Here is a 26,811-nt window from a genome sequence, read left to right on the forward strand (position 1 = left end):
GAGATCCATGCCCACCCCAGCACCCACCACGGCGCCAACCAGCACGGCACCGACCACGACGGCCGTCAGCCTCACCGACGTCCGCAAGACCTACAGCTCCGGCCCGCAACCGGTCCACGCCCTGCGCGGCGTGAGCCTCGCGGTCACCAAGGGTTCGTTCACCGCCGTCATGGGGCCCTCGGGCTCCGGCAAGTCCACGCTGCTCAACGTCGCCGCTGGCCTCGACCAACCGTCCTCGGGCCGCATCGTCATCGGCGACACCGACATCAGCCACCTCAGCGCCGAGAAGCTCACCACGTTCCGTCGCCGCCGCGTGGGCTTCATCTTCCAGTCCTACAACCTGCTCCCCCACCTCAGCGTCTCGGAGAACCTGCGGCTGCCGTGGTGGCTCGACAACCAGACGCCCGACCCCTCCCGCGAGGCCGAGCTCCTGCACGCAGTCGGCCTGCAGGACATGGCCCACCGCCTCCCCACGGAGTTGTCGGGCGGCCAGGCCCAGCGCGTCGCGATCGCCCGTGCCCTCGCCACCCAGCCCGACGTGATCTTCGCGGACGAGCCCACCGGCGCCCTCGACTCCCACACGGGCGCCACCATCCTCGCCACTCTCCGCGACGCGGTCGCCACCTACCAACAGACGCTCGTCATGGTGACGCACGACCCCCAGGTCGCCGCCGCGGCGGACGAGGTCGTGTTTCTCGCCGATGGTGCCGTCGTCGACCGCGCAGTAAGCGCATCAGCCGCCCAGATCTCCCAGCGCGTGCTCGAACTGGGGCGGTGAACGAGATGCGGCAAATCTCCCTGCGCGCACTGCGCGCCCACTGGCCCAGCGCGGCCGGCGTCTTCCTCACGATGGTGCTCGCCTCGGCGCTGATCTTCGCCTCGGGAGTCCTCATCGAATCGGGACTCCGCGAGAGCGACCCCTTCTCCCCCACGGCCACGATGCTCCCCGCAGTCATGGGGTCCTTTGGTGGCGTCGCGATCATGCTCGCAGTGTTCGTGGTGTCCTCGGCCTTCGCCGCCTCCCTGCGCGATCGACGCCGCGAGTTCGCGCTGCTGCGCGCGGTCGGCGCCACGGGCCGCCAGGTGCGCTCGCTCATCTCCACCGAGGTCATGGCGATCTCGCTCGCCGCGCTGGTGGTCGGCAGCGTCGCGGGGTTCTTCGGCGCCACGGCGCTGGTGCCGCTGCTGCGCTCGAGCGGCATCGTCGAGGAGGGCTTCGCGCCCGTCGTGTCCGTCTGGCCGATGCTCGGGACGGCAGCTCTGTTGCTCCCCGCCGCATGGCTCGCCGGCCGCTTGGCGGCTCGCGAGATGTCGAGCCTCAGCCCCACCTCCGCAGTGAGCACGAGTGCGGCCGATGCGCGCACGCTCAGCAAGGGACGCATCACGGCGGCGTGGGTCTGCTTGGCAGGTGGCCTGGCGGCCACCACGACGCCCATCTTCGTGCCGGGAGCGATGGGTGGTGCCACGGGTGCCGCATCGGCGCTGCTGTTCACCACCGCCGTCGCGCTAGCCGGTCCCGCGCTCGTGCTGCACGGCGCGACGTGGCTGGCGGGTCGCCGGTTGCTGCGCGCGCGGGCGGCCAGCGTCTTGGCCACGGCCAACGCGCGAGGCTACTCCCGTCGCCTCACGGCCGCAGTGGTGCCGCTCGCGCTGCTGGTGTCGCTCGGCTCGGTCCAGACGGGCGTCAACCGGACAGTCGCTGAGGCCGGTGCTCAGCAGCTGGGCGACGCGATCGCGGGCGACTTCGTGTGGCAGGGCTCACCCGAGCAGGCGGCCGATGCGCGCGCGACTCTCGCTGGCCTGCCCGGCGTCACTGCGGTCGCGGAGATGGAGACGGCAATGGTGCAGGTCAAGGTCGAGGCCACCGACGAGGACGCGCCCTTCCAGGACGGGCTGTCGTGGGAGGCGGGGTCGGTGCTGATGCTCGACGACCCCTCCGGCCTGGTGGATCCGAAAGTGACCGAGGGCGACCTGGGTGCGCTTGATGGGCCCGATGCGATCGCCGTGGACTCGGATGGCCTGACCCTGACGGGCAAGGGCGTCGGCGACCGGATCGACCTGCGCCACCCGGACGGGTCGGAGTCGAGGCCGACCATCGTCGCGGTCTACGACCGCGGGCTCGGCCTGGGCGGGCTGATCGTGGGGCCCGACGGTCTCGAGCCATCTGGAGCCGCCGAGTCCCCGGCGGTGATCGTCGAGACGGCTGCCAACGCGCAGGCGACCGTGCTTCGCGCGGCCGACGAGGCCGGGCTCGCGCTCACCCCCGTCGAGGACTCCGTGAATGCCGCGACCGAGGGGGGCAGTTCCGACAGCCGGCTGTCCAATGTGCTGCTGATGGTGCTGCTGGCATTCATCGGGATCGCAGCCGGCAACGCTCTCGTGATCGCGACCCGATCGCGCGCGGGCGAGTTCGCGCTCCTCGGCCGCCTGGGCGCGACCGGTCGGCAGATGCGCGCGATGCTCGGCATCGAGGCGGCGCTCGTGGCCGTCGCGGCGGTCGCCCTCGGCACGCTCACCGCACTTCCGGGTCTGGTGGCCGCCTCGCTGGCGATGGTCCGGGGCTTCAGCTTGGGGCTCGATCCCGTGTTCTGGGCGGGCCTCGCCACGGCCGCCGTCGTGATCGCGTTCGCCGGGGCGGCAGGCGCGAGGCTGCGCGTGCGGACGTGAGGCACATGGAGGGCGGCACCCCGCGACACTGCATGGCTTCAGCACGGAGGGCATACGACAGCGGTGTGCGTGCGTTGCCCCCAGCATGGCCATCGCAGTCCGTCGACCCGCCGCGGCAATCGGAGCCGCGCTGCTAGGCGCGCTCACCCTCACGACGGCCGCGACCGCGAGCGCCGACGAAGACTCCCCCGTCACCGACACTGTGCTGACCGTCGGCGCCGACGAGACCCAGCGCAACGTCGCCTGGTACACCCCGCAGGAGGTGACGGGAAGCGTGCAGTGGGCGCCCGCATCGGCCGTAGAGGGCGACTCGTTCCCGGCCGCAGATGCCAACGAGGCCGAGACCACCAGCAACGGCGAGACCCACGACGGCCGCTACTACCACCACGCCACCATGGAGGGCCTCGAGGAGTCGACCGACTACGTCTACCGCGTGGGCGGCGGCGACGACTGGTCGCCCACGTATGAGTTCTCGACGGGCGCCTTCGACTCGCGGGACCTGGAGTTCCTGGTGGTGGGCGATCCGCAGATGGGCAGTTCGGGCGACGTCGCCGCAGACCAGGAGGGCTGGAACGCCACTCTCGACACCGCGCTCGAGATGTTCCCGGACGCCGCGTGGGTTCACTCCATGGGCGACCAAGTCGAGGAGCCGTCCAACGAGGACGAGTACCGCGCACTGCTGGCCCCCGGCGCACTCCGGTCGGTGCCGTTCGCCTTCAACCGGGGCAATCACGATGCGGACTCCACCGCATACGCCACGCACTTCAACCTGCCCGGTGGCGAGGAGGCCGACGGCTACCACTGGTACCGCCACGGCGAGGTGCTGGTGATCGGGGTGGACTCGAACTCGTTCGACGTCGAGGCGCACGACGACTTTATCGCGAAAGTCCTGGCCGAGCAGGGCGAGGACGCCGCCTGGCACATCGTCACGTTCCACCACCCGGCCTTTGGGCTCACCGAGCACTCCAACACGGAGGAGATGGTGGAGTTCCGCGAGACGATCGCGCCGGTCCTCAGCGCCCACGGCATCGACCTCGCGTTGATGGGCCACGACCACACCTACGCGCGCTCGCCGTTGATGGAGGGCCGTGACCCAGTCGAGTCCGAAGACCCCGGCGACCTCCACCCCGAGGAGGGCCAGACGCTGTACCTGACGGTCAACTCCTCGTCCGGCTCCAAGTACTACCCGTTCGCCACCGAGGATTTCATCGACGCCGCCGACTCCCAGGGCTTCGACTTCGCCCAGGTCACGTGGCAGGAGGAGGTCCCGAGCTTCTCGCACGTGGTGGTCTCCGGGGACGAGATGACCATCGAGACTTATCGCACCGACTCGGGCGAGGCCTACGACGAGGTGGTGCTGCATCGGGCGGGCGCGCCCGAGCCATCCGCGTCTACGTCTCCCAGCCCGAGCCCGTCAGGCAGCGCACTCAGCCCGAGCCCCACGGCGGAGGCGAGCGCCGATGCGGGCGCCGAGGACGGCGGCTTGCCCGCCGGCGCGATCGCCGCCGTCGCGGTCGGGGCGCTCGCCCTCGCGGGCGGCGGAGTGGCGCTCTGGCGCAGGCGCAGCGGGGGCCAGGAGGGCTGACGCACACTGCGGCTGGCCGATGCGCGGGCCGAGTGGCCTGTCGACCCACCGAGGTGCGGATGCGGCCCACGCCGCTGTCATGCCTCACTGATACGGTCGTACCGGATCAAGAAGTCTGGCCGTCAAGCCTTCCAGCTGGCCAGCTGGCAACCGCGTTCCGACACGGTGCCCCTGGAAGAAGATCCGCCCCGCGTGACACCCACGCGGGGAAGAACGGATTCTCAAGGAGAGAACCATGGCTGATGCCAACCCTGTCCGCTGCCGCTACTCCGCTTCGGGCCACATGACGCACCCCATCCAGTACAAGCTCGCGTTTCGGGCAAGCGAACCAGAGATCATGCAGATCGTCGGCGAGCACCCCGACGGCATCACGGTCGCACCTGTCGGAACTCTCGATCACATTGCGGTGTGGTGCATGCATCAGGAGTGGCGCGACGTAGTCCGAGCCGCTCGCGCCAACCGGATCACCACGGTCTTGAGTTATGAGCACGGGCTTGCGAGGGTCGGTGACGAGTTCATCTCCCACACCTCACCAGAGCACTGGACTGAATGCCCCGCGCCGGACCAACTGCAGCCGTGGCAGACGGGCTTCTTCACCCGAGCGCAGGTCGAGAAGGCTGCCGATGCGCCCCCTGGGGATGATCCGGACCTCACCTAAGTAGTCGGGAGGCTCGGGCAGCCGATGCTGCCCGAGCCTCTGGGCGGTCAGGCAACGATTCCACTGGGAGAGGGCGGCCGACCGCTCAGCGGGCACCCAGTCCCCAGCACTCAGATGCGGGGGCCCGAGGGGCACACGGGGACTCCATTGGGAGCATGTCTGTGCCAACGTGTCCGACTCAGGCGGTCGCGTTCGGGCGATCCGCTGAGTCTCGGTAGCCGCGAGTGCATCGGCCAGCTTGCAGCCGATGCACTCACGGACGAGGCTCGCTGGGACTTAGCCGAGCCACCGGATCGCGAACTCGGTCAAGAACCCGAACAGCACGCCCCAGGCCACGATCGAGATCCCCATCCAGAAGTACACACTGCGCGCCGAGGCGCCGAGCGCGACCATGGTGGGTCCGGTGAACTGGCTGGGAAGGGCGAGCGGGCCCAGCAGCGAGACTCCGGGAACGCCGAAGCGCTCCATGTACTTGGAGATCTTCTGCCGGCGCTTGGACGGCACCCCCGCATCGCCGCCCTTGCGTCCGTTGAGAACGGCGGCGCGAGCGCGGCTGGCACCTGCAATCAGCAGGAAGGTCGCAATCGCATTGCCCACCGACGCCACCGAGACGGCGACGACCGGCTGCATCTCGACCAGGATACCGATGAAGCTGCCCGAATAGGACTCGATGAAGGGGATGGCGCTCACAAGAAGCAGAGCCCCGATCTGCTGCCACGACTCAAGGTCGGACACAAACTCGAGCATTTGGAGGAAGAAGTCTCCGATTCCGTCAAACAACATGATTGATCCTTCACTGACGTAGGGCCGCGGCACTCTCGGTCGAGAGCCCCGCGGAACTGGACGGCATCAGAATCCCTGGATTCACGTCTCCGCAGAAGTGTCGCCACGTCACCACCTGGACGTGACACAGCGTCACTAGTGCAAGGTCGCTTGACAGGCGAGGATGGGTGTCACCACCCAACGAACACGCCACCCCGAAGGGATCGCGACCACTCCCATGACCACCCCGGAAGTGCGCCCGCTCACACGCATGCGGAACATCACCACCGCCGTGATGGTGGGCACCGTGGGCGTCGTCGGCGGCCTGGCGCTGATCCTGGGTGCGACAGCGTGGTGGCATGTCGTGCTCGTCGCGCCGAGCTTCGTCCTCGCCGTGTGGGTCGCAAGCAGGTGGCATGACCGCCCCCGGCGCTCCGTTCTCGTCGCCGCCTTGCTGTTCGCAGAGGTCACGTGGGCCGTCGCGGTTCTCGTGGGCGCGGGCATCCCGGCGTCGCTCCCCGTCGCCACCATCGGCGGGATAGCCGTCGCGACTTCCGCTGGCTCTCGGCTTCCCAAGGCCGTCGCGCTCCTCGCGATGATTGGCGCCACTGCGTTCCTGAGCCTGGTGAACTCTCCTGAGTCGACCGCGAGCAACGTCTTCGGCTCGCTGTTCTACGGCGTGATCTTCGTCTCCACCTTCTGGATCAACGACATCGCCTGGCGGCTGTTCACCGAGCTCGACGAGATGCGCGCGTCGGATGCAGAGCTTGCCGTGGTCAAGGAGCGCATGCGCTTCGCGGCCGACCTCCACGACATCCAGGGCCACACCCTCCACGTCATCAAGCTCAAGGCGGCCGTCGCGGCGCGACTCCAGCACACCGACCCCGAGCGCGTGGCAGCCGAACTGGCCGAGATCGAGCGACTCACCGGAGAGACCATCGATCAGGCGCAGCAGCTGGTGAACTCGACCCGGCAACTGTCTTTCGCGTCTGAGTTGGTGAACGCGACCGCGCTCATGACGGCGGCCGGCATGGAGGTCGACGTCACCGGTGGGGACACGCGGATCACGGCCAACGAGGATCTGTTCGCGCTCGTGCTGCGCGAGGGGACCACCAACATCCTGCGGCACCCGGTCGCGCGCAACGTCGACATCTCCATTACGGCCGATGCGCTCACCATCAGCAACGACGGCGCCACCGGCACGGTTCGGCCTGAGCGGGGCCTCGCGGCCCTGCGCGAGCGGGTGGCCCAGTCTGGGGGCACCTTGGAGGTTTCGCATGAGGCCGATGCGTTCACGCTCAACCTCACGTGCGGCCGGGTGACGGCATGACCATCCGGGTGGTGCTGGCCGACGACGAGGGCCTAATCCGCACCGCCCTTGCCACTCTGCTCCCGCTTGAGGGAGACATCGAGGTCGTCGCGGAGGCATCAGACGGATACCAGGCACTGGCTGCGTTCAAAGAACACCTGCCCGATGTGCTGGTGCTCGACCTCGAGATGCCCGGACTGGACGGGCTCGACGTCGCAGGCGCCGTCCTCTCGGAGCACCCCGATCAGTCGATCCTCATGCTCACGCGCCATGCTCGCCCCGGCATGCTCCGCAGCGCGCTGAAGCTGGGAGTGCGGGGATTCCTCGGCAAGCACTCCGCACCGGACACCATCGCGGAGGCGATCGCGCACGTCGCCGGCGGCGGTCGCCATGTCGACCCGAGCGTCTCCGCTCAAGCGCTGATCGACGACTCGCCCCTCACTGAGCGCGAGAAGGACGTGCTGCGAGTCGCGAGCGACGGCTACTCGGTGACCGACATCTCGAAGAGCCTTCACCTCGCGCCTGGCACCGTCCGCAACTACCTGTCGAGCGCGATCGGCAAGACGCACACCACTACACGTCACGATGCCGCGCGGTATGCGCGTGAGCAGGGGTGGATCTAGGCCGACGCCAGGGAGTTTGCCACTGCTAGCAGGCTTGGAGGAGCTCGAGCCACATGGTTCGCGCAAGACTCCGTGCATTCAGATGCGTGAACCAGTAAGTTAAACGCATGCCGGAAACAGCCTCAACTTCCTCAGCCACTGCAAGAGAGGACCCGCTCACTCGAATCACCGTCTCGGGGTTCAAGTCAATTGGTGACGAGCAGACAATCGAGATTGCGCCCTTGACTGTTCTGGCGGGAGCCAATAGCGCCGGCAAGTCGAGTTTCTTGCAGCCACTGTTGCTCATGAAGCAGACACTAGAATCCACCTTCGATCCTGGCCCGCTACTCCTCCATGGACCCAACGCACGGTTTACGCAAGTCGACCAACTCTTCTCCAAACGGCTAGGCGGTAGCCCCCGAGTTCAGTTCGCCGTTTCATTCGCGCGCGGTAACGACACACGCTCGGTCACCTACGGTAGGGATGATGGGGCACTTGAGATTCGTGGCGATGTCGTGAAGACAAATTCTGCGACCTATGCGCTCGGCCCGGAACTCTCGAAGACTGCGAAGAAGAATCTCGAGGATCGCTTCCTAGAGTTCTTGGGCGGGAACGATGATAAGGATCTTGGACCGCTATGGACACCCAGGGCGACGACGCGCAGGAACCGGTGCTTCATGGAAGCCGAGATGCACATTTCTCTGGGGGAGAACGGGGACGAACGCTTCGAACACACTCTCGCGGGCCCTCCACTCGGCTTCGACTGGCCGGGTATGCTGCAAAATCTGATACACGTACCCGGTCTGCGCGGTAATCCCGAACGGGAGTACCCAAGAACGGCGGTCTCGACTCGATTCCCCGGTGCGTTCGACGACTACGTCGCGAGCATCATCTACGACTGGTCCGAACGGCACGACATCCGCCTGAGGGAACTTGGCGAAGACCTCCAGACACTGGGCCTGACGTGGAAGGTCACTGCGGACCAGCTCGACGACGTGCGACTTGCACTGCGAGTGGGACGCACCTTGCAGTCGGGTCGGGGTGGGGCTCAGGACCTTGTGAGCCTCGCAGACGTCGGTTTCGGCGTGAGCCAAGTCTTGCCCGTCCTGGTCGCGTTGCGTGCCGCGAAGAAAGGTCAGCACGTTCTACTCGAGCAACCCGAACTCCACCTTCATCCGCGGGCTCAGTATGCACTTGGAAGTATCCTGATGGAAGCGGCTTCACGAGGCGTGCTTGTCATTATTGAGACACATAGCTCGCTGCTGTTACGAAGCATTCAAACCGAGATTGCCCGTACGGACATTGACCCTCGGAAAGTGTCGATGAACTGGTTCGAACGCGACACCGACAGCGGCTTTGCGCGGGTGAGCACAGCAGACGTTGGTCACGATGGTTCCGTGGGAGAGTGGCCTGTCGACTTTGACGACGTCGCGGCGGCGGCGGACTGGCAGTACCTCGAGGCCGCAAGTGAGGGAGAGTCAGGGTGAGACCCAGCGTCATTGTCGATGCAAGCATCGGCAGGACAGCCTCTACGACGGCACTAACAGCAGACGCCACAACCTGCGTGCGCATACTCACGGAGATATCTAGCAAGTCGCCCGAAAAGAGTGTGGTACTCGTTGCGACTCCCACGTGGCAGATCGAATGGGAGGACGTCTGTCGTGGCCTGATCGCCACGAGGTTCCTGGCGACGATGAAGTCCAAGCGACGCATCGACTCACGAGGAGACGTTCGATGTGCGAGTCTCCGCGCCGCTGTGGAAAGCGCTTCAAGGGAGGTCGCCCACGAAGTCACGAAAGACTTTCACCTGTCCGAAACGGCTATAGCGTCAGGCGCCCCAGTCGTGTCACGAGATGACAAGCAGCGTGACCTGCTGGCGCAGCTACAAGGTGAGGTACCAGAGCTCAGGACTGTGTCTTGGGTAAGCGCATCGCATCGGCGACACGAAGTGATTAAATGGGTAGAAGATGGGTGTCAAACTCCTTTCCGCACGCTAGGCTGAGTATCCCAGATTGCTAATTCCCATTCGGTCTTGATGCCGCGATCCAACGTGCTGCACGGACACCACCTGAGACTCCACGGGCTCGGCCTGCGGTCGTGGACGATCACCGTTGGACCCTGACACACGAAGATAGGTGCACAGATCTGTGCGGTGCACACGCAAGAGATTTGTAAGTTGGGATATCCGACAATCCGATAGCCAGCGCCCTGTGTTACGCGTCGAGAGTGAAAGCGATCAGCGCCCCCAGCACACCACCAAACAGGCCGAAGCCTCCACCGATCATGGCGGTCCGCAGATCATGGCGACGCTCGGCGATAACATCGCGACCCGAGCGCTCGATAACGGAAACTCGAGACTTCCTAGCGAGCCACTTCCACTTCGACTTGGAGATTCGGTGCCGTATTCCAAGCGGTCGAGAGTTGCTCTCTACGACTCCAACGAGACTGCGAAGCGGGCTTGCAAAGGCGTCGCCTCCGGGCGCATCGACCCATGTTTGCCCACCGGCCCAGGAGGTCAGTCTCACAACCATATGCGGGTCTTCATTGTGCTGGAGATGGAAGACAGTCACGTACTTCGGAAAGATATTGACAAGTTCGTCGAAAGGAAGTGTGGAGTCGAAATCCTCTTCGTTGGCTGACACCATGAACTCATTGGTGCCGGCGAACCTCTCAAACATGCGTAGCAGCGCCAGGAGCGCTTCACGATCATTGAGCCGCACCGGCTTTCGGCGGTGATGCGAGTTCGAGTACCCCTGGTGTTCCCACTGCTCGAGAAGCTCGTAGTCGACTCCGGTCACCGCAGCACAGCCCCGAAGTCGCTCTCCGCCTTCGCGATGATTGCCTCGCGCACGCCCAGTACCTCGTCGGCGCTCAGGGTGTGGTCCGCGGCACGCATCACGACGTTCACGGCCAGCGACTTCTTGCCCTCGCCCACCTGCTCGCCCGTGTAGACGTCGAAGACGCGCGCGGACTCGACCAGGTCTCCTCCGGCGTCGCGCACCGCGCTGACCAGGTCGCCCGCGGCCACGTCCTCGGCCACCACGAACGCGAAGTCTTCCTTCGCAAGCACCTGCTGCGACACGGCCTCGGCCGCGTAGATCGCGCCTTCGGTCGCCTCGATCAGCGGGTCGAGCACGATCTCGAACGCCACCGTGCGGGGCGGCAGGCCCAGCGTCTCGAGCACCTTGGGGTGCATCTCCCCCGCTACCCCGAGCAGGTTGTCACCCAAGTAGTACGTGGCGCATCGGCCGGGGTGCCAGGGCTCGACCGCATCGGCCACGACGCGGACCTCGACACCGGCGACGCCGATGATCCGCTCGACCGCCGCGAGCGCATCGGTCCAGTCCCAGGACGTCGCGTGGCCGTTCCAGCCCGCACGTACCCGGTGACCCGTCATGATGCCCGCCGCACGCCGGGGCTGTTCGCCCAGCGCCGCGTCAAGGGCCTGAACGTCGTCCGGGGTGATCGTGTCACCAGTGAAGCCCTTGGGGATCTCCGACATGCGCGAGGCGCGGTAGGCGCGACCAAGCTCGTACACGGCCACGTCCTGAGCGCCGCGCGCCAGGTTGACCTTCACCGAGTCCACCAGCGTGGCCATCAGCGTGGTGCGCAGCAGCGGGTACTCCGCGCTCAGCGGGTTCGCCAGGCGCACCGAGTCGCGACGGATGTCGCCCTCCGGCACGCGCATCTCGTCCAGCCGCGTCTCCGACATGAACGGGTACGTCAGCACCTCGGTCAGGCCCGACTCCGCAAGGGTCCTGGCCACCGAGCGGCGCAGACGCTGGCCGTGGGTGTAGCCACGCCCGGGGGGCGCGACGGGCAAGACGGAAGGCAGGTCGTCGTAGCCCTGCAGGCGCGCGACCTCCTCGACCAGGTTGATCGGCAGCTCCAGGTCCGGGCGCCAGGTGGGCGGCGTCACCGACAGTTGATCGCCTTCGCGCGTCACCGCACAGCCCACGATCTCGAGGGCCTCAACCACCGCATCGGCCGTGTACTCGACGCCCACGATGCGCGACGGATAACCGGCGTCCATCGCGATCGGCGTGGGGGCGACCGTCAGGTCCAGGTCGGTCCAGAGCTCGTCGAGCTCGCCGCCGCCGAACTCCTGCATGAGCCGCAGCGCGCGCTCGACCGCAATCGGCGCGAGCGCAGTGTCGACGCCGCGCTCGAAGCGGCGCGACGCCTCCGAGCCGAGCTTGTGACGGCGGGCGGTGCGCGCGACGGTGATCGGGTCGAAGTGCGCGCCCTCCAGGAGGATGTCCACGGTCGACGCCGACACCTCGGTGAGCGCTCCACCCATGACTCCGGCCATGCCGATGGGTCGGTAGCCCTCGCCACCGGCCGAGTCTGTGATGAGAAGGTCCTCCGGGTCGAGCTTGCGCTCCACGTCGTCCAGAGTCTCCAGTACCTCGCCCTTCACTGCGCGGCGCACAACAATCGGTTCCACGACCTTCTCGAGGTCGTAGGCGTGCAGCGGCTGGCCCAGTTCGAGCATCACGTAGTTGGTGACGTCCACCGCGAGCGAGATCGAGCGCATGCCCGACTGCTCGAGGCGGCGCTTCATCCACGACGGGCTGGGCGCGGCCGGGTTGAAGCCGCGCAGCACGCGCGTCGCGAACCGGTCGCAGCCGACCGTGCCGCGCACGGGCGCCTTGTCGTCGATGGTGACCTCGAAGGCGTCAGTCCGTGCCGCATCGGCCACTCGACTTCCCGTGACCTCAATGGCCGCGGGGTCCGTGAACGTCTGACCGGTGGCGTGGCAGTACTCACGCGCGACTCCGCGCACGGAGAAGCTGTAGCCGCGGTCGGGCGTGACGTTGATCTCGAGCACCTGCTCGTCGAGTCCCAGCAGCGGGATCGCGTCCTTGCCGGGGACCAGGTCCTCGTCGGCCACGACGCCGGGCATGGTGACCTCGGACGCGCCGGAGGGCGAGGCGAGCACCACGATGCCGCCCGACTCCTCCCCCAGGCCCAGCTCCTTGGCCGAGCAGATCATGCCGTCGGACCAGTGCCCGTACGTCTTGCGCCCGCCGATGGGGAACGGCCCGGGCAGCACGCCGCCGGGCAGGATGCACACCACGTAGTCGCCTTCAGCGAAGTTGTGCGCGCCGCACACGATGCCCTTGGACTCCGGGTACTCGTCCTTGTTGTCGGGCTTATGACCGGGGCCGGCGGGGTCGTTGTGGCCGCCTACGTCGACGCGGCAGTAGTTGATGGTCTTGCCGTTGGAGGCGACCTCGGGGGTCACGGACAGCACGCGGCCGATGACCAGCGGACCGGTGACGCCACCGCCCTCGATGCCCTCTTCTTCGAGCCCCACCTTCGCGAGCGCGGCGGCGACATCCTCGGCGGAGTGTCCGGGAGCGAGGTCCACGGACTCCGCGAGCCAATTGAGCGGAATCTTGGGCATTACAACTCCATCCCGAACTGCTGTGAGAAGCGCACATCGCCCTCGACCATGTCGCGCATGTCCTTCACCCCGTGGCGGAACATCAGCGTGCGCTCGATCCCCATGCCGAACGCGAACGCCGTGTACTCCTCCGGGTCGATCCCCGCGGCGATGAGCACGTTGGGGTGCGTCATTCCACAGCCGCCCCACTCGATCCAGCCGGTGCCGGAGCACGTGCGGCAGTTCGTGTCCTCGCCCTGGCACACGAAACAGCGCAGGTCCATCTCCGCGCTCGGCTCCGTGAAGGGGAAGAAGCTCGGCCGCAGTCGCGTGACCGCATCGGGCCCGAACAGGCTCCGGGCGAAGGCGTCGAGCGTGCCCTTGAGGTGAGCCATCGTGAGGCCCTTGTCGACCGCGAGGCCCTCGATCTGATGAAAGACAGGCGTGTGGGTGGCGTCGAGCTCATCGGTGCGGAACGTCTTGCCCGGGCACACCACGTAGATGCCGCGGCCCTCATCGACCAGGGCGTCGCGGCGCTCGATGGCGGCGCGCACCTGGACGGGCGACGTGTGGGTGCGCAGCAGCAGCCCGGACTCGGGCGGGTCGATGAAGAACGTGTCCTGCATCTCGCGCGCCGGGTGGTCCGGGTCGAAGTTGAGGGCGTCGAAGTTGAACCACTCCGCCTCCATCTCGGGCCCCTCGGCGACCTCCCAGCCCATTGCGACGAACGTGTCGCACATGCGCTCCTGCATGGTCTCCAGCGGGTGGCGGGCGCCGGTGAGCGCGCGGTTCACGGGGAGCGTGACGTCCACGGTCTCCTCGACCAGCACGCGCGCGTCGCGCTCGGCCTCGAGCTCCTCCTGGCGCTGCGCGATGGCCTGCTGCACGCGACCGCGCGCCTGGCCCATCGTCTTGCCGGCCGTCGCCTTGTCCGCGGGCTCCAGGTCCTTGATGCCGCGGTTCGCGAGGCTCAGCGCGGCCTTGTCGCCCGTGTGGGCCAGCCGCGCCTCCTTGAGCTCCTCGAGCGTGGTGGCGGCGGCGATCGCGCTCAGCGCGTCGGCAACGGCCGCGTCGACGCCAGCGGCGTCGAGGGGAGACAGGTCAGTCATGAGTGCCATTCCAGGGGGTTCGGGTGTCCGTCGGGAAGTCTACCGGCGCGTGGCGGGCCCCCAGCCGATGCGGGGGCGGGCTTGCGCGCGTGGGCCCAGGGGTTCTCCCTGGGCCTAGATAAACGGCGAAGGTGCCGGGCGGATTGCCGCCTCGGGCTCCCGTGGCAGGCGTGCATCGACCGCGATGGCGGGACGCTCGCTCGTGCTCATGGTGACCACTGTAGCCCTGAGCGTGCGGATGGGCCCAGCCCCCGCATCGGCCGCCCGTCGCCCTCGCCACCTCGCGCCGCGGTGCAGGTGTCGATTCCTGCTCGGTCTCCGGCCCCAGAGCGCACGGATGTCGACACTTGCGCGGATGGGGACCCGGAGTGGGGCGCGGGGGGCGGACGGGAGGTGCCTGGGTTAGCGTGGGGAGCATGATCGATGTCGGATACGTGGTCGTCAGCTCCTCCGCACCGCCGGAGGCCTTCTTCGAGCGCTGGATCGCTCCCGAGACGCACGCCGAGTGGGCGTCGAGCCGGGAGTGGATGCACCTCGACGAGCCCATCGCGATCGGCGCGCGCGGCAAGGTGAAGTCGACCACCGGCGAGCCGCTGCCCGTGCGCATCACCGGACTGGAACGCCCCTACGTCTACTCGGAGACCACCGAGCTGGACGGGGCCGAGCTCACGGTGCACCACGAGGCTCGGCCCCACGACGGCGGCTCCCGCGTGGAGCTGCGCGCATGGCTCGAGGGCCCGCGCGCCGCCGACCTGGAGCGGGAGTTCCGCGCCAACGTGCAGCGCGCGCTCGAGGCGGACATCGCGGCGCTGGTCGCGCTGGTCGAGGGCACGCCCGCGGACCTCAACGCCTCCGACGCCGTCACCGACGGCACCGTGATCGACAGCGAAGTCGCCGACGGAAAGGCCGACTAGCCGACGACGCTGGGCAGCAGCAGCAGGATGAACGCGCCCGCGAGGGTGTTCGCGATCGGGAGGCCGATGCGCACGGCCTTGGGCATCAGCGGGTTCTTGACCGCCATCACGTTCATGAAGAACAGCAGGAGCCCCAGCACCAGGCCGGGGAACCGGAAGATGACCAGCAGCAGCGGCATGAACATCGCCATGCGCTCCGCGAGCCCCACGTGGCCACCCATGCGCAGCAGCTCGCGGTCGCCCGTGTACAGCGTCTGAAAGCCGGGGATGAACCCCCGGGCCTGCACCTTGATCGCGTCGCCGTTGCGCAGCGGGATCTCCCAGCCGCCGCGACTGCGCTTGATGGGCTCGCCGTCGATCAGCACCTTGTAGAAGATGCGGTCCGCACCGGTCACGGTGACGTTGCCGCGCGCTCCCGGGATGTCCAGCGCCACAGTGTCGTTGATCTGGGCCTTGCCGTCGCTCATGATGCTCCTTCAGGTGTCTGGCGCGAGGCTACCAGTGCATGCGTGTCGGGCATGTGAACGGCGGGGACGCGACCCGCGTGCGGCCGATGCGCGCTCGGCCGCCCTTTCAGGTCAACCGCGGTGCACGGTCCCCTTCGCGTTGCGCTTGCCTTCCAGGAGGGCGGCATCCGCGAGCGCGACCATCCCCTTGAGGTCCATGCCGGGCCGGCTCAGGGCGTAGCCCACGGTGACGCCCGCGTTGACTCCCTCGGCCGGCAGCCAGGCCAGCTGACGCGCCACCGTCTCTCGCAGGCGCTCGACGATCGCGTGAGGATCGTCCTGCGGACCCAGAGGCTGAAGCACCACGAACTCGTCGCCGCCCAGCCGGGCCGCGACGTCCTCGGCGCGCACGCAGGACTTGATCGCCTCGCCCGTCGCGGCGAGCGCCGCGTCGCCCACGTCGTGGCCCAGCGCATCGTTGATCGCCTTGAAGCCGTCGAGGTCGAGCACGACGGCGAGCACGCGCTCGCCCCGGATGGCCGCCTGGAGCAGCATGCTGCGCCCGGCGCGCTCGTACTCGTGACGGTTGGCGAGCCCGGTGAGCTGGTCGGTGCTGGCTCGCACACGCATGCGCCTCATCGAGTGGTTGACGTTCCACGCGACGATGGCTGCGATGGCGCTGAGCACGATCGACAGTCCGGAGACCCACCACAGCGCCGATCCCACGCGGCTGAGACCGGCGGAGAGCTGCGACGTCTCGGCGGTGAGGTGGATGCGCCAGTCCACCGATGCGGTCGCCGGCAGGGACTGATCCAGCACCATCATGCTGTCGGACCGGGTGAAGAGCGCATCGCCGGGATCGAGCGCCGCCGAGCCCACGTCGATGCCGAGGTCCGCGGCCGTCGGCACGCCCCCGGACTCCTCCGCGAGAGTCTCGAGACGTTCGGTGTAGCGCGAGGGAGCGCCGATCACCTCGAGGCTCGGCGACAGCACGAAGGCCTCGGCGCCGGCGCCATAGGGAAGGTCATCGAGGATGGACCGCAGCGTCGGCAGGTCCAGGTCCGCCGCGACCACTCCCAACGTCGAGCCCTCCGTGCGCACGGCGGCGACGGGAGACACGAGCGTGGTGTGCTTGCCGTAGTCCAAGTACGCCTGAGTCCACGCGCCCGCGTTCGCGGAGGTCGCCGTGACGTACCAGGGGCGAGTGCGGGGGTCGTAGTCGCTGGCCAAGGTCGACTGATCGATGAGCACCATCTGCGCGTCGTAGCGCGTCACCACCTCGCTGGCGCTCTCCTGCTCGATCCACTGCGACTGGTAGCCGTCCTCGGTGCGGCTGACCGCGAGGAATCGGCCGTCCTCCCACCCCACGTATAGGGTCCGGACGCTGTCCGCGCGCGACAGTCGCTCCACCATCGAGGCCGTCAGGGCCTCGCGGTCGAGGTCGCTCGCGTACGTGAGGAACAGCGCGGTGTCGTCCACGAGGTCGCGGCCGGAATCGGCATAGTGCGCGACGCGTGCGGCGGTGAGGTCGCCCACGTAGCTGTAGGTGTCTCCGGCGGCCTCGTTGACCTGCCGTCCAGCGAAGCCGGCCGCCACCACGATCGCAGTGAGCTGGATCAGCACCACTCCCACGATGAGCCCCGACGCAACGGTGTAGCCGCGCGCGCCAAGATGGCGAGGGATGCGGGTACGTGACGACACAGGGCTGACTCTAGAGAACTGATGGGTCCTTTTACGAGGGGTGTGTGTGATTTATGACACAACGCGTGTCATCCCCGTCTGTGCGGGCCAAGAAACTGCCTCCGTCGGCATCAGCGAGGTCGGCTTGCGGACCTTGAGCGCCCCTCATCCACCTCGGCGCCCGGAGCAGTTCGGCGCCTGTCGACGTCGATGTCGTCCTCTCCCGAGGCGTGGACTCTGCCTTTGGCGACGCGCTTTCCCGCGACCAGCGCGTTGTCCGCGTGAGCCACCAACGCGTCGAAGTCGTCCGCACCGACTCCCGACGTCGCGAAGCCAGCGGTGACGCCCACGCCACCCGAACCCTCGACTCGCACGTGGATCTCGTGCTCGACCGCGTCCCGCACCCGCTGGACCACCCGCAGCGGGCGGTCGTCCGCGCGCAGGACGTGGAGCATCGCGAACTCATCGCCGCCGATGCGTGCCGCAAGGTCGCCCGTACGCGCCGAGCGGGTGAGTCCCGCAGCGGCCGCCTCGAGGCATCGGTCTCCGACGCCATGGCCGTGCGTGTCATTGAGGTCCTTGAACTCATCCAGGTCGAGCACCGTGACCGTCAGCACGTCGCCCCGCTCGCTGGCGCGCCGCGCGATCTGGCGCCCTTGCCGATAGAACTCGCGGTAGTTCAGCAGCCCGGTGAGCGGATCCGTCATCGCCCGTTCCCTCAGCCTGCCGAGCGGGCGCCTCACCCGCCACAGCACGATGGCGGCGATCGTGACCATCACCAACGAGCCCACGTTGAACCACAGCACGACCGATCCCAAGGTGCCCAACCCGGCCGAGAGATCATCGTCCGACGCGACGATGTGCAGCCGCCACGGCAGACCCTCGTCGACGGAGAAGCCACGGTCCAGCACCACCATGTCGCGTTCTCGGGTGAAGAGCACCGTGCCCAGCCCCACCGAGGTGGGATCGACGTCGATGCCAAGGTCCGCCGCTCGCGCCACGTTCCCACTGGACTCCGCCTGTGCCAGGATCCGCTCGTGATGCGAGGACGGCGCCGCGATGACCTTCAGGTCCTGAGTCAGGACGAACGCCTCCGCGCCGTCGCCATAGGGGATGCCGTCCAGCACGGTGGCGAGCTCATCCAGGTTGAGGTCAGCACCGACGACGGCCGTCACCTCCCCGGACTCTCGTGCCGCGTGCGCTGCCGAGACCAAGGTCTCATGTGAATCGAAGGCCACGTAAGGATCGCTCCAGCGGGTCTCCGCCGTCGCCGTACCGGTCGAATACCACGGCCGAGTGCGCGGGTCGTAGTCCGTCTCTTCGGTGGCCTGGGACTCGAGCGCGAACTCGGCGTCATAGAGTCGGTTGCTGAGCTGATTCCCGTAGGCACCGCCGCCACTCTGGGATTGGAAACCGTCTCCCATGCGGCGCAGCACCAGGAACTCCCCATCCGGCCATCCCACGTACACGGCCCGGACTGCACCCTCGCGCACGAGGCGCTGATAGAGCGACGCCTCCACCACGGCACGGTCGGCGTCCGCACCCACGAGTTCCAGCTCGTTCGCCGTACCCTCGGCGACATCAGTGGCAGCTTCAGCGAAGCGGGACACCCGCTCGGCGGTGAGCTCCCCCACATACTCGAAGGTGTCGATCGAGACCCGTTCGAACTGTCCACTCGCCACCGTCAGTCCGATCGCACTGGTGAGCATCTGGAGCACGATCATGGCCGCCACCGCCCACACGGCGAACGTGTACGCGCGAGAACGCGTCAGCGTCCCGTCCTTGGGGCTCCGGAGCATGGGTCCAGCGTACGGACGAGCGGCGGCGGCCACCCGATCCGTTCATGACGACTTGGTCACTCCTGAGCCACGCTTGTGGCTGCTCAGTCACCGCGACTGTCGGGGTCGGCGTCCGGTGCGGCCAGTCGCCTGTCGACGTCGCCTCCGCCCTCCGCCGCTGCGTAGACACGGCCCTTCTGAATCCGCTTGCCCTCGACCAAAGCCTTGTCCGCGTAGGCCACGAGCAGCTCGACATCCGCCGCATCCGGGCCGCCGGTCGTGTAGCCGGCGGTGACACCCACGCCGTCCGAGCCTTCGACGCGGGTGTGGATCTCGTGCTCGATTGCGTCACGCACTCGCTGGGCCACGCGCAGCGGCTGATCTCCCGCGCGAAGCACGTGCAGCACCGCGAACTCGTCCCCGCCGGTGCGTGCCGTCAGGTCGCCAGCGCGGGCGGCACCTGTCATGCCGGCCGCGACGGCGGTCAGCGCCTGGTCCCCCGCACCGTGCCCGTGGTCGTCATTGAGGCTCTTGAACGCGTCAAGGTCCAGCACCGTCACCATCAGCACGTCTCCGCGATCGACGGCTCGTGCCGCTATCAGCGCGCCGCGACGGAAGAACTCGCGGCGGTTGAGCAGGCCCGTCAGCGGGTCGGTCATCGCGCGCTCGCGCATCCTGCTCAAGGGCCGTCTCACCCACCACACGACTCCCGCGGCGATCACGACGATGGCGAACGAGAACCCGGTGATCCACAGCACGATCGTGCCGAGGGCGCCCAGACCTGCGGACAGTTCGTCGTCCGAGGCACGTATGTGGAGGCGCCAGGGCAGTGTCTCCTCGGTCGTGAACGAGCGGTCGAGCACGATCTCATCAAAGTCGCGACTGAACCGGGCATTGCCGGGCGCGACGAGCACGGGATCGATCCCCAGCCCGATGTCCGGGGCGCGCGCCACGGTTCCCTTCGCCTCGACGACGGCTGCGATCTGCGCCCGATAGTCGCTCGGCGCCCCGATGATCTGCAGTTGCTGCGTCAGCACGAAGGCCTCCGCACCGTCGCCATATGGCAGGCCATCGAGCACGTCGCCGAGCCCGTTGAGGTCGAGATCGGCGCCGACCACAGCCACTACCTCGTTCGCCTCGCGAGCGGCACGGGCCGTCGACACCAGCGTCTCTCCACTGAAGTAGTCCACGAACGGGTGGCTCCATCGGGTCTCGTGCGCCGTCAGTCCCGTCACGTACCACGGCCGGGTACGGGGTTCATAGTCCGAGGACACCGTGTGGCTCGACAGCAGAGTGTACGAACCGTCGTAGACCCGAGTGGTCATCTCGGGGCCGAGGCCACCGCCACCTCGCTGCGAGCGGAAGGAGCCGCCCTCGCGGCGCAGCACCAGGAACTCACCGTCGACCCATCCCGCGTAGACGGCCCGAACCGAAGGCTCGCGCATCAGCCGCTGGTACATCGAGAACTCCAACGCAGCGCGGTCCACGTCGGCGCCGAGGATCTCGATCTCGCTGGCCGTGCCTTCGGAGACGTCCCGCGCGCCCTCTGCGAACCGCGCGACCCGCTCGGCCGTCAGCTCGCCCACGTACTCGAAGGTGTCGATTGACACGCGCTCGAACTGTCGGCCCGCCACGATGGCACCGGTCACGGTGGTGATCATCTGCAGCACGATGATGGTGACGATCAGCCCGACTGCCAACCCGTACGCACGCGACCGTGCGAAGGACGTGTCCTTGGGCCGTCGGAGCATCCGACAAGGCTACGGAAGGACGGTCGTCTCCTACGAGACCTGCGGTGTGGGCTTCGTCACGCCTGGCGATGCGCGGCTGCAGAGGCGTACAGACAGACGGACGCCGCGGTGGCCAGGTTCAGGCTCTCGGCGCGGCCATAGATGGGGATGCGCACCACCTCGTCGGCGAGGTCTCGCTCGTCGGCAGACAGGCCCCAGGCCTCGTTGCCCAGCACCCATGCGGTGGGAACCGCCAGCGCCTCGGCATCCGCTCCCGGGCCACCGAGGGTGACAGTGCCCGCGCCGTCAGCGGCGAGGACGCGCAATCCCGCATCCTGCAGCTCGACGATCGCGTCGAGCAGCGGAAGCGCGCGCACGACGGGCAGATGGAACAGGCTCCCGGCGGCGCTGCGCACCACCTTGGGATTCGACGGGTCCACGCACTCGCCGGCAAGGATCACGGCGTCGGCGCCAGCGGCATCGGCGGCGCGGATCGCGGCACCGGCGTTGCCGGGATCACGAACGTTGCTGAGGACGGCGATCAGACGCGGGCTCTGCGCGAGCACGTCGTCCAGCGCGACGCCCGTCTCGTCGACGACGGCCAGGATCCCCTGGGCGTCGCCACTCATCGCGTGGAGGACGGCATCCGTGCCCAGGTGAACCCACCGCTCGGCGGCAAGCGCCTCGGCGACGATCTCGCGGTGACGCTCGAGCGCATCGGCGCTCACGTACAGGTCACGGACGCGTTCGGGCGCGAAGCGCACCACCTCGCGCACGGACTGCGGCCCTTCGACCAGCAGCACTCCGGCGCGGGAACGCGCAGAACGCCCCGCCAGCGCGGCGACCTTCTTGACCCGTTCCGCTCGAGGGTTCTCGAGCGTCAGGGTCAGGTCGTCGGGGCCGGCGGGGCGTCCTGTCATGCGACGTGCGCTTACGCGGCGGGCGCGTTCACGTCCTCGGGGAGCGCCTTCTTGGCGGTCTCCACGAGAACGGCGAAGGCGGCTCCGTCGTGCACCGCGAGCTCAGCGAGCATGCGGCGGTCCACCTCGACACCAGCGGCCTTGAGGCCCTGGATGAGGCGGTTGTAGGTCATGCCGTTGGCGCGAGCCGCGGCGTTGATGCGCTGGATCCACAGCTTGCGGAAGTCGCCCTTGCGCTTGCGACGGTCGTTGTAGCTGTAGACCATCGAGTGGGTGACCTGCTCCTTCGCCTTACGGTAAAGGCGCGAGCGCTGGCCCCGGTATCCCTGGGCCCTCTCGAGGGTACTGCGGCGCTTCTTCTGGGCGTTGACCGCCCGCTTGACGCGTGCCATGTTCTACTCCTTGATTCTCGGGCGCTTACTTGCCCAGCAGCTTCTTGATCTTCTTCGAGTCCGAATCCGACAGGATTGCGGGGACGGCGACACGACGCTTGCGCGACGACGTCTTCTCCTCGAACTTGTGCACGTTCATCGCGTGCGCGTGCTTCACCTTGCCGGTGCCGGTGAGCTTGAAGCGCTTCTTGGCGCCCGAGTGGGTCTTGTTCTTCGGCATGACTGCCCTTCCTTACGTGATGCTCGCCCCACGTGGAGCGAACGGATAGTTCCCGGGCTACTCGCCGGACGTCTCGGTGTCGGTCTTCTTCGGTGCTGCAGGCTTGGCAGGCTTCGCAGCCGGCTTCGCCGTCGCCTTGGGCTTTGGAGCGGCCTTGGGCTTCGGGGCCGCCTTCGGCTTGGGAGCTGCCTTCGGCTCAGCAGGCTCCACGGGCTCCGTGGGCGCCTTGGGCTCCGCAGCCGCTTCCGGCTCCGCCGCCTCTTCGATCGTGGCAGCCTCGTCCACCTCTGCGGTGTCGTCGACCTTCGCAGCGTTGTCAGCCTGCGCAGTGTCGTCGACCTTCGCAGCCGCCTGGGGCTCCGGAGCCTCGGCGACTGCCGGGGCCTCGTCGGCCTGAGGAGACTTCTCAGCCTTGGCAGCCGCCCGCTCAGCACGATCCGCCTTGTCGGCGGCCTTGCGCTCCTCGCGGGCCTTGCGCTGCTCCTCCATGGCCTCGGCCTTCTTCTTCAGAGGGCCGAGCACGAGCGACATGTTGCGCCCCTCCTGGGACGGCATGTTCTCCACCACGCTGAGATCCTGTAGCTCGTCCGCCAGCTTCAGCAGCAGACGGCGACCCATCTCAGGACGCGACTGCTCGCGACCACGGAACATGATCGTGACCTTGACCTTGTCACCGCCCTTGAGGAAGCGGATGATGTGGCCCTTCTTGGTCTCGTAGTCGTGCTCATCGATCTTGAGACGGAACCGCATCTCCTTGATCTCAGTGTTCGCCTGGTTGCGCCGGGACTCGCGAGCCTTGACCGCCGCCTCATACTTGAACTTGCCGTAGTCCATGAGCTTGACGACGGGCGGGCGCGAGTTGGGCGCCACCTCGACGAGGTCGAGGTCCGACTCCTGCGCGAGGCGGGTCGCGTCCTCGATCCGGACGATTCCGACCTGCTCACCGTTCGGTCCGACCAAGCGGACCTCAGGAACGCGGATGCGCTCATTGATACGGGGCTCGTTGATGGGTGGCTCCTTCTGTCGAATCTGCTGCCGCCGGGCAAGAAAAAAGGCCCCTGCTCGAACACGAGCGGAGGCCACCGGGTCCACGACCGCCGCGTTGCGCAAGAAGCGCTGCGACTGCCGTGACCAGACCCTGGCCCATATGCTGGCCCGAGGGTGGGAGGTGGACTCCACTTGTGCGCTGGGAAGTGATCCCCAGCCGGTCAGTCACCTAGGGTACCACCATGAGCGACAATCGTGCAGGAACGGACTCCGACCCCCCGGGCCTGGCGTCGACATCGGCGGCCAGGGACATGGCGGAGGTCAGCGCCGTCGAGCTGATCACCACTGTAGGCGTGCATCTGATGAGCGCTGCCGCCCTCCGATGTGGGCTCGCCGAGGACGGCGAGGAGCACCAGGACCTCGACGAGGCGCGCAAGCTGATCGAGGCGCTGGCCGGCCTCATCACTGCATCGGCACCCGACCTGGGCAACACCCACGCGCGCGCGCTGCGTGACGGACTGCGGAGCGTACAGTTGGCATTCCGGGAGGCGTCGGCCATTCCGGACGCGCCCGGCGAGGGCCCGGGCGAGAAGTACACGGGGGCGGTCACGTAGGGAATGAGCACCGATACCGATGACTACGGGCACGGGCGTCGCAGAAGCGACCGCGCGGGCGCGGAGCCTGCGGTAGACGAGGCCCCCCGCACCGCCGCGCGGCCCGACCCTGACATCGACGACTCGACTCTCCTGGATCCCGAGCAGATCCGCGTCCGCAGTGACGGCCCGGCCCCCGCATCGGCCCCGTGGCGCACCGGTCTCGAGGACAGCGACGACGGCACCCCGGAGGGCGAGGACGAGTCCGACGCCTCCGAGGCCGACGAGACGGACGACCCCGCGACCACCCCGATCGCCCTCCCTGTCTCACCCCCCACGCGCAGCCGCAAGCGGATCGACGGCGGCGTCCGCGAGGTCGCGAATGCGCAGCGACGCCGACGCTCGGATGGATTGGTCGACCGCGAGCCCGCCCCACGCCGCACGCCGGGCCGGCGCGGGTGGATCGCCGCCACGATCGTGTTCGTGCTGCTCTTCGGCGGCGCGGCCGCCCTCGACTGGTACCTGTGGAACACCTCCGACGAGTGGGAGGAGCGCGCCGAGATGCTCACGGCCGTCAACTATGACCTGGGCGAACGCCTCTCGTCGGAGCAGCAGACCACGCTTCAGCTGACGTCCGAGATCGACCTGCTCACCCAGCAGCTCGCGACCTCGAACCAGAAGGTCACGGACCTGAGCTCGGAGAAGGCCAGCGCCGTCGACGAGTCGGCGGTCTACCAGCAGGAGATCGACGCGCTCGAGACCAGCGTCTCGAGCGCAGCGGGCGTGGCGAACGCCCTGCACCGCTGCGTCGACGGGCAGCAGGAGCTCGTGACCTACCTGCGCGACGCCGAGAACTACGAGCCGGAGGAGCTCGAGGACTTCTCGGAGAGCGTCCGCGACCTGTGCGCCGAGGCCGAAGGCGCGAACGACCGGCTCCAGGAAGCGCTGAACGAATGACCGGCCGTCCCCTCGCCGCCGCACGCCGCGGGCTCGCCCTGGCGGTCGCATCGGCCCTCGCCCTGAGCGGCTGCGCCGCGCTCCCCCACCCGCCGGCGCCCATGCCGTCCGACTGGGTGCCCGCCCCCACCGCGACCCCCGTCACCTCGAGCGTGGGCCTGTCCCCCGACGGCTTCTCGGCCGCGCAGCGCATGACCGTGCGCGTGCGCAACATCGGATGCGGATTCGTGAAGACCGGCACCGGCTTCGCTCTCGACGCGTTCACGCTGGTCACCAACCGCCACGTGATCGACGACTCTCAGAACATCCAGGTCTCGACGCACGACGGCCGGTCCATCGATGCCACCGCCGCGTCGAGCACCACCGTCGCGGATATCGCGATCATCACCACTCAGGAGTCCCTGGGCGGGGCCTTCGCCGCGCGCGCCGAGGAGGACCCCCAGGAGGGCGACGTCATCACGGTGGTGGGCTACCCCAACGGCGGCAAGCTCACGACCGTCTCCGGCGTGGTGCTGGGCCCGGTGCAGGACCCGCTCGGCTCCGCCGTCGACACGGTGCTCGCCACCACGGCCGTCGTCGAGCCCGGATCCTCCGGTTCGCCGGTACTGAACGACGCCGGTGACGTGGTGGGCGTGGTCTACGCGAAGAACGACTCCAACCAGAGCTTCATCGTGCCGGTCTCCGTGCTCAACACCCTGCTGGCGCAGCCCGCGCTGCTGGTGCCCGAGCCCGTCGACTGCGACGCGTAGAAGCGCTCGCGCTACTATCACCGCCTGACAGCCGGCCCTGTCCGAGGAGGAGCGACCGTGGAGCATCCGGACCAGTGGGATTCGAGAGAGATCGAGACCACCGATTCCACGGCGCCAGCCGAGACCGTTCCCGCGCGACCCCGCCGCACACGCCGCGCCGCGCGAGCGATCGCGTGGACCGTCGCCGGGGCCGGAGTCGCGGCGCTGACCGGGCTGAGCGGCTACCTCTGGATCACTCAGTCCCAGTGGCAGGACCAGAACGACGAGCTCCGGGCGGAGGCGCTCGAGCTGGGCGCTCAGCTCGCCACCGCCACCGCAGAGCTCGAGAGCACGGCGGCTGAGCTGAGCACCGCCCAGTCGCACCTCATCGTCGCGAAGGAGAAGGTCTCGACGCTCGCGGACCAGGACGCCAACGCGACCGACGACCTGACGTACGCGGAGGACATGGTCGAGCAGTTCCGGTCCTGCGCGGACGAGCGCGAGGAGCTCATCGGCTACCTCAAGCAGTCGTCCCGCTACACCGCGTCGAGCCTGCGCGAGGCCGAACGCAGCATCGACGAGTTCTGCGACGGCCTCGACAGCGCGTGGACCGAGCACCTGGACGCGCAGGAGTGACCGGACGGTCCCGCACGCGCGTGGCCGCGGCCGCCGCCGTCGCCGCCCTCACGCTGAGCGCCTGCGCCGCACTGCCGACGGCCCCGCCGCCGCTCCCCGACACCTTCGTCCCCGAGGTCGCGGCGGCGACGCCCGGGCCCGCGATCCCCGTGGGAGACGACGGCTTCACCTCCGTCGAGCGGATCGCGCTGCGCGTGTCCGTCATGACCTGCGAGAAGTACGGCAACGGCTCGGCGTGGGTGCTCGACGAGAACACCGCGGTGACGAACCGGCACGTGATCGAAGGCGCGCTCGAGATCGGTCTCACCAGCTACGACGGGCGTCACTACACCGCCACGTCGTCCGTGCTGTCCGAGACCGCCGACCTGGCGCTGGTCCACATCGACGGCACGTTCCCGGAGACCGCGAGCATCGCGGACAGCGGCCCCGCTGCCCGTGATGTGCTTCACGTGGTCGGCTACCCCGAGGGTGGCCGGCTCACCAGCACGGCCGGTTCCTACACGGGCACGACGCCGGAGACCATCGAGACGGGCCAGGACGACGTCTACGAGCTCGACGCCCCCATCGAGCCAGGCAACTCCGGCTCCCCCGTGGTCGACGAGGTGGGGGACGTGGTGGGAGTGGCGTACGCCGCCGGCGCGGCAGGGTGGTCGTATGCGGTCACGCTGGACTCTCTCACCCACTTCCTCGAGACCGAGTCGGCGCAGGTGCCCAACGAGGCCGAATGCGAGTGGTGACCGGCTGACATC

General features: G+C 68.2%; 25 protein-coding genes and 1 riboswitch. Of the genes, 13 read left to right on the forward strand and 12 right to left on the reverse strand.

The window, feature by feature from the left end; genetic code table 11:
• The first annotated feature begins 7 nt into the window (after positions 1 to 7).
• The 4 genes from QQX02_RS00795 to QQX02_RS00810 all read left to right on the forward strand — a co-directional run bounded on the left by QQX02_RS00795 (position 8) and on the right by QQX02_RS00810 (position 4,910).
• On the forward strand, positions 8 to 778 hold the full coding sequence (locus tag QQX02_RS00795) for an ABC transporter ATP-binding protein (protein ID WP_301140601.1): 771 nt from the start codon (positions 8 to 10) through the stop codon (positions 776 to 778).
• Positions 779 to 783: 5 nt separating this feature from the next.
• Positions 784 to 2,667, forward strand: a complete 1,884-nt coding sequence (locus QQX02_RS00800; RefSeq protein ID WP_301140603.1) for an FtsX-like permease family protein — start codon at positions 784 to 786, stop codon at positions 2,665 to 2,667.
• Positions 2,668 to 2,752: 85 nt separating this feature from the next.
• Positions 2,753 to 4,252: a purple acid phosphatase family protein gene (locus tag QQX02_RS00805; RefSeq protein WP_301140604.1), complete on the forward strand. Its 1,500-nt coding sequence runs from the start codon at positions 2,753 to 2,755 to the stop codon at positions 4,250 to 4,252.
• Between the two features lie 104 nt (positions 4,253 to 4,356).
• Positions 4,357 to 4,472, forward strand: a riboswitch (SAM riboswitch).
• Positions 4,473 to 4,487: 15 nt separating this feature from the next.
• Positions 4,488 to 4,910 carry a hypothetical protein gene (locus QQX02_RS00810; protein WP_301140605.1) on the forward strand — a complete coding sequence of 141 codons (423 nt, stop codon included), beginning with the start codon at positions 4,488 to 4,490 and terminating at the stop codon, positions 4,908 to 4,910.
• Positions 4,911 to 5,186: 276 nt separating this feature from the next.
• Here QQX02_RS00810 and QQX02_RS00815 read toward each other — a convergent pair whose 3' ends face one another.
• Entirely contained in the window at positions 5,187 to 5,693 is a 507-nt protein-coding gene (locus QQX02_RS00815) for a hypothetical protein (RefSeq protein WP_301140607.1), read from the reverse strand.
• Positions 5,694 to 5,910: 217 nt separating this feature from the next.
• Between QQX02_RS00815 and QQX02_RS00820 the strand changes: the two genes are divergently transcribed.
• The 3 genes from QQX02_RS00820 to QQX02_RS00830 all read left to right on the forward strand — a co-directional run bounded on the left by QQX02_RS00820 (position 5,911) and on the right by QQX02_RS00830 (position 9,070).
• Positions 5,911 to 7,002, forward strand: a complete 1,092-nt coding sequence (locus QQX02_RS00820; protein ID WP_301140609.1) for a sensor histidine kinase — start codon at positions 5,911 to 5,913, stop codon at positions 7,000 to 7,002.
• Complete coding sequence (locus QQX02_RS00825) at positions 6,999 to 7,604, forward strand: response regulator transcription factor (protein ID WP_301140610.1); 606 nt, start codon at positions 6,999 to 7,001, stop codon at positions 7,602 to 7,604. The genes QQX02_RS00820 and QQX02_RS00825 overlap by 4 nt, the downstream gene beginning before the upstream one ends.
• A 107-nt stretch (positions 7,605 to 7,711) precedes the next feature.
• On the forward strand, positions 7,712 to 9,070 hold the full coding sequence (locus QQX02_RS00830) for an AAA family ATPase (protein WP_301140611.1): 1,359 nt from the start codon (positions 7,712 to 7,714) through the stop codon (positions 9,068 to 9,070).
• 726 nt (positions 9,071 to 9,796) lie between these two features.
• On the opposite strand, the gene QQX02_RS00835 is transcribed toward QQX02_RS00830, so the two are convergent.
• From QQX02_RS00835 to pheS, 3 genes are read right to left on the reverse strand one after another with little or no spacing between them, the layout of a single operon-like run.
• Complete coding sequence (locus tag QQX02_RS00835) at positions 9,797 to 10,381, reverse strand: hypothetical protein (RefSeq protein ID WP_301140612.1); 585 nt, start codon at positions 10,379 to 10,381, stop codon at positions 9,797 to 9,799.
• Positions 10,378 to 12,993 (reverse strand): phenylalanine--tRNA ligase subunit beta, encoded by a 2,616-nt coding sequence (gene pheT / locus QQX02_RS00840; RefSeq protein ID WP_301140613.1) that lies wholly within the window; start codon positions 12,991 to 12,993, stop codon positions 10,378 to 10,380. Before pheT ends, QQX02_RS00835 begins: the two co-directional genes overlap by 4 nt.
• Entirely contained in the window at positions 12,993 to 14,081 is a 1,089-nt protein-coding gene (gene pheS / locus QQX02_RS00845) for a phenylalanine--tRNA ligase subunit alpha (protein ID WP_301140614.1), read from the reverse strand. The genes pheT and pheS overlap by 1 nt, the downstream gene beginning before the upstream one ends.
• A gap of 416 nt (positions 14,082 to 14,497) precedes the next feature.
• Here pheS and QQX02_RS00850 point away from each other — a divergent pair, with 416 nt between their 5' ends.
• Positions 14,498 to 14,995 carry an SRPBCC family protein gene (locus tag QQX02_RS00850; RefSeq protein ID WP_301140615.1) on the forward strand — a complete coding sequence of 166 codons (498 nt, stop codon included), beginning with the start codon at positions 14,498 to 14,500 and terminating at the stop codon, positions 14,993 to 14,995.
• Here the strand turns inward: QQX02_RS00850 and QQX02_RS00855 are convergent.
• From QQX02_RS00855 to infC, 8 genes are all read right to left on the reverse strand, one after another.
• Positions 14,992 to 15,462, reverse strand: coding sequence for a hypothetical protein (locus QQX02_RS00855; protein ID WP_301140616.1), 471 nt, complete (start codon positions 15,460 to 15,462; stop codon positions 14,992 to 14,994). The two genes, QQX02_RS00850 and QQX02_RS00855, sit on opposite strands and share 4 nt — an antisense overlap.
• A gap of 111 nt (positions 15,463 to 15,573) precedes the next feature.
• Positions 15,574 to 17,142: a sensor domain-containing diguanylate cyclase gene (locus QQX02_RS00860; RefSeq protein WP_301140617.1), complete on the reverse strand. Its 1,569-nt coding sequence runs from the start codon at positions 17,140 to 17,142 to the stop codon at positions 15,574 to 15,576.
• A gap of 110 nt (positions 17,143 to 17,252) precedes the next feature.
• Positions 17,253 to 18,920 carry a GGDEF domain-containing protein gene (locus tag QQX02_RS00865; RefSeq protein WP_301140619.1) on the reverse strand — a complete coding sequence of 556 codons (1,668 nt, stop codon included), beginning with the start codon at positions 18,918 to 18,920 and terminating at the stop codon, positions 17,253 to 17,255.
• Between the two features lie 83 nt (positions 18,921 to 19,003).
• Complete coding sequence (locus QQX02_RS00870; protein WP_301140621.1) at positions 19,004 to 20,650, reverse strand: sensor domain-containing diguanylate cyclase; 1,647 nt, start codon at positions 20,648 to 20,650, stop codon at positions 19,004 to 19,006.
• Between the two features lie 56 nt (positions 20,651 to 20,706).
• Positions 20,707 to 21,549, reverse strand: coding sequence for a TrmH family RNA methyltransferase (locus QQX02_RS00875; protein WP_301140622.1), 843 nt, complete (start codon positions 21,547 to 21,549; stop codon positions 20,707 to 20,709).
• A gap of 11 nt (positions 21,550 to 21,560) precedes the next feature.
• Positions 21,561 to 21,941 carry a 50S ribosomal protein L20 gene (gene rplT, locus QQX02_RS00880; protein ID WP_062134538.1) on the reverse strand — a complete coding sequence of 127 codons (381 nt, stop codon included), beginning with the start codon at positions 21,939 to 21,941 and terminating at the stop codon, positions 21,561 to 21,563.
• A 25-nt stretch (positions 21,942 to 21,966) separates the two neighbouring features.
• Positions 21,967 to 22,161, reverse strand: coding sequence for a 50S ribosomal protein L35 (rpmI, locus tag QQX02_RS00885; protein ID WP_301140623.1), 195 nt, complete (start codon positions 22,159 to 22,161; stop codon positions 21,967 to 21,969).
• 57 nt (positions 22,162 to 22,218) lie between these two features.
• Complete coding sequence (infC, locus tag QQX02_RS00890) at positions 22,219 to 23,121, reverse strand: translation initiation factor IF-3 (RefSeq protein WP_301140624.1); 903 nt, start codon at positions 23,119 to 23,121, stop codon at positions 22,219 to 22,221.
• 269 nt (positions 23,122 to 23,390) lie between these two features.
• Here infC and QQX02_RS00895 point away from each other — a divergent pair, with 269 nt between their 5' ends.
• Genes QQX02_RS00895 through QQX02_RS00915 form a run of 5 tightly spaced genes read left to right on the forward strand, consistent with a single transcriptional unit; the run spans position 23,391 to position 26,799 of the window.
• On the forward strand, positions 23,391 to 23,762 hold the full coding sequence (locus tag QQX02_RS00895) for a DUF1844 domain-containing protein (RefSeq protein WP_301140625.1): 372 nt from the start codon (positions 23,391 to 23,393) through the stop codon (positions 23,760 to 23,762).
• A gap of 3 nt (positions 23,763 to 23,765) precedes the next feature.
• Positions 23,766 to 24,698 (forward strand): hypothetical protein, encoded by a 933-nt coding sequence (locus QQX02_RS00900; RefSeq protein WP_301140626.1) that lies wholly within the window; start codon positions 23,766 to 23,768, stop codon positions 24,696 to 24,698.
• Positions 24,695 to 25,447, forward strand: coding sequence for a S1 family peptidase (locus tag QQX02_RS00905; RefSeq protein WP_301140627.1), 753 nt, complete (start codon positions 24,695 to 24,697; stop codon positions 25,445 to 25,447). Before QQX02_RS00900 ends, QQX02_RS00905 begins: the two co-directional genes overlap by 4 nt.
• Positions 25,448 to 25,504: 57 nt before the next feature.
• Positions 25,505 to 26,062, forward strand: a complete 558-nt coding sequence (locus QQX02_RS00910; RefSeq protein ID WP_301140628.1) for a hypothetical protein — start codon at positions 25,505 to 25,507, stop codon at positions 26,060 to 26,062.
• On the forward strand, positions 26,059 to 26,799 hold the full coding sequence (locus QQX02_RS00915) for a S1 family peptidase (protein ID WP_301140631.1): 741 nt from the start codon (positions 26,059 to 26,061) through the stop codon (positions 26,797 to 26,799). The genes QQX02_RS00910 and QQX02_RS00915 overlap by 4 nt, the downstream gene beginning before the upstream one ends.
• Positions 26,800 to 26,811 lie beyond the last annotated feature (12 nt).

Source organism: Demequina muriae (genome assembly GCF_030418295.1).
Taxonomy (GTDB): Bacteria; Actinomycetota; Actinomycetes; order Actinomycetales; family Demequinaceae; genus Demequina; species Demequina muriae.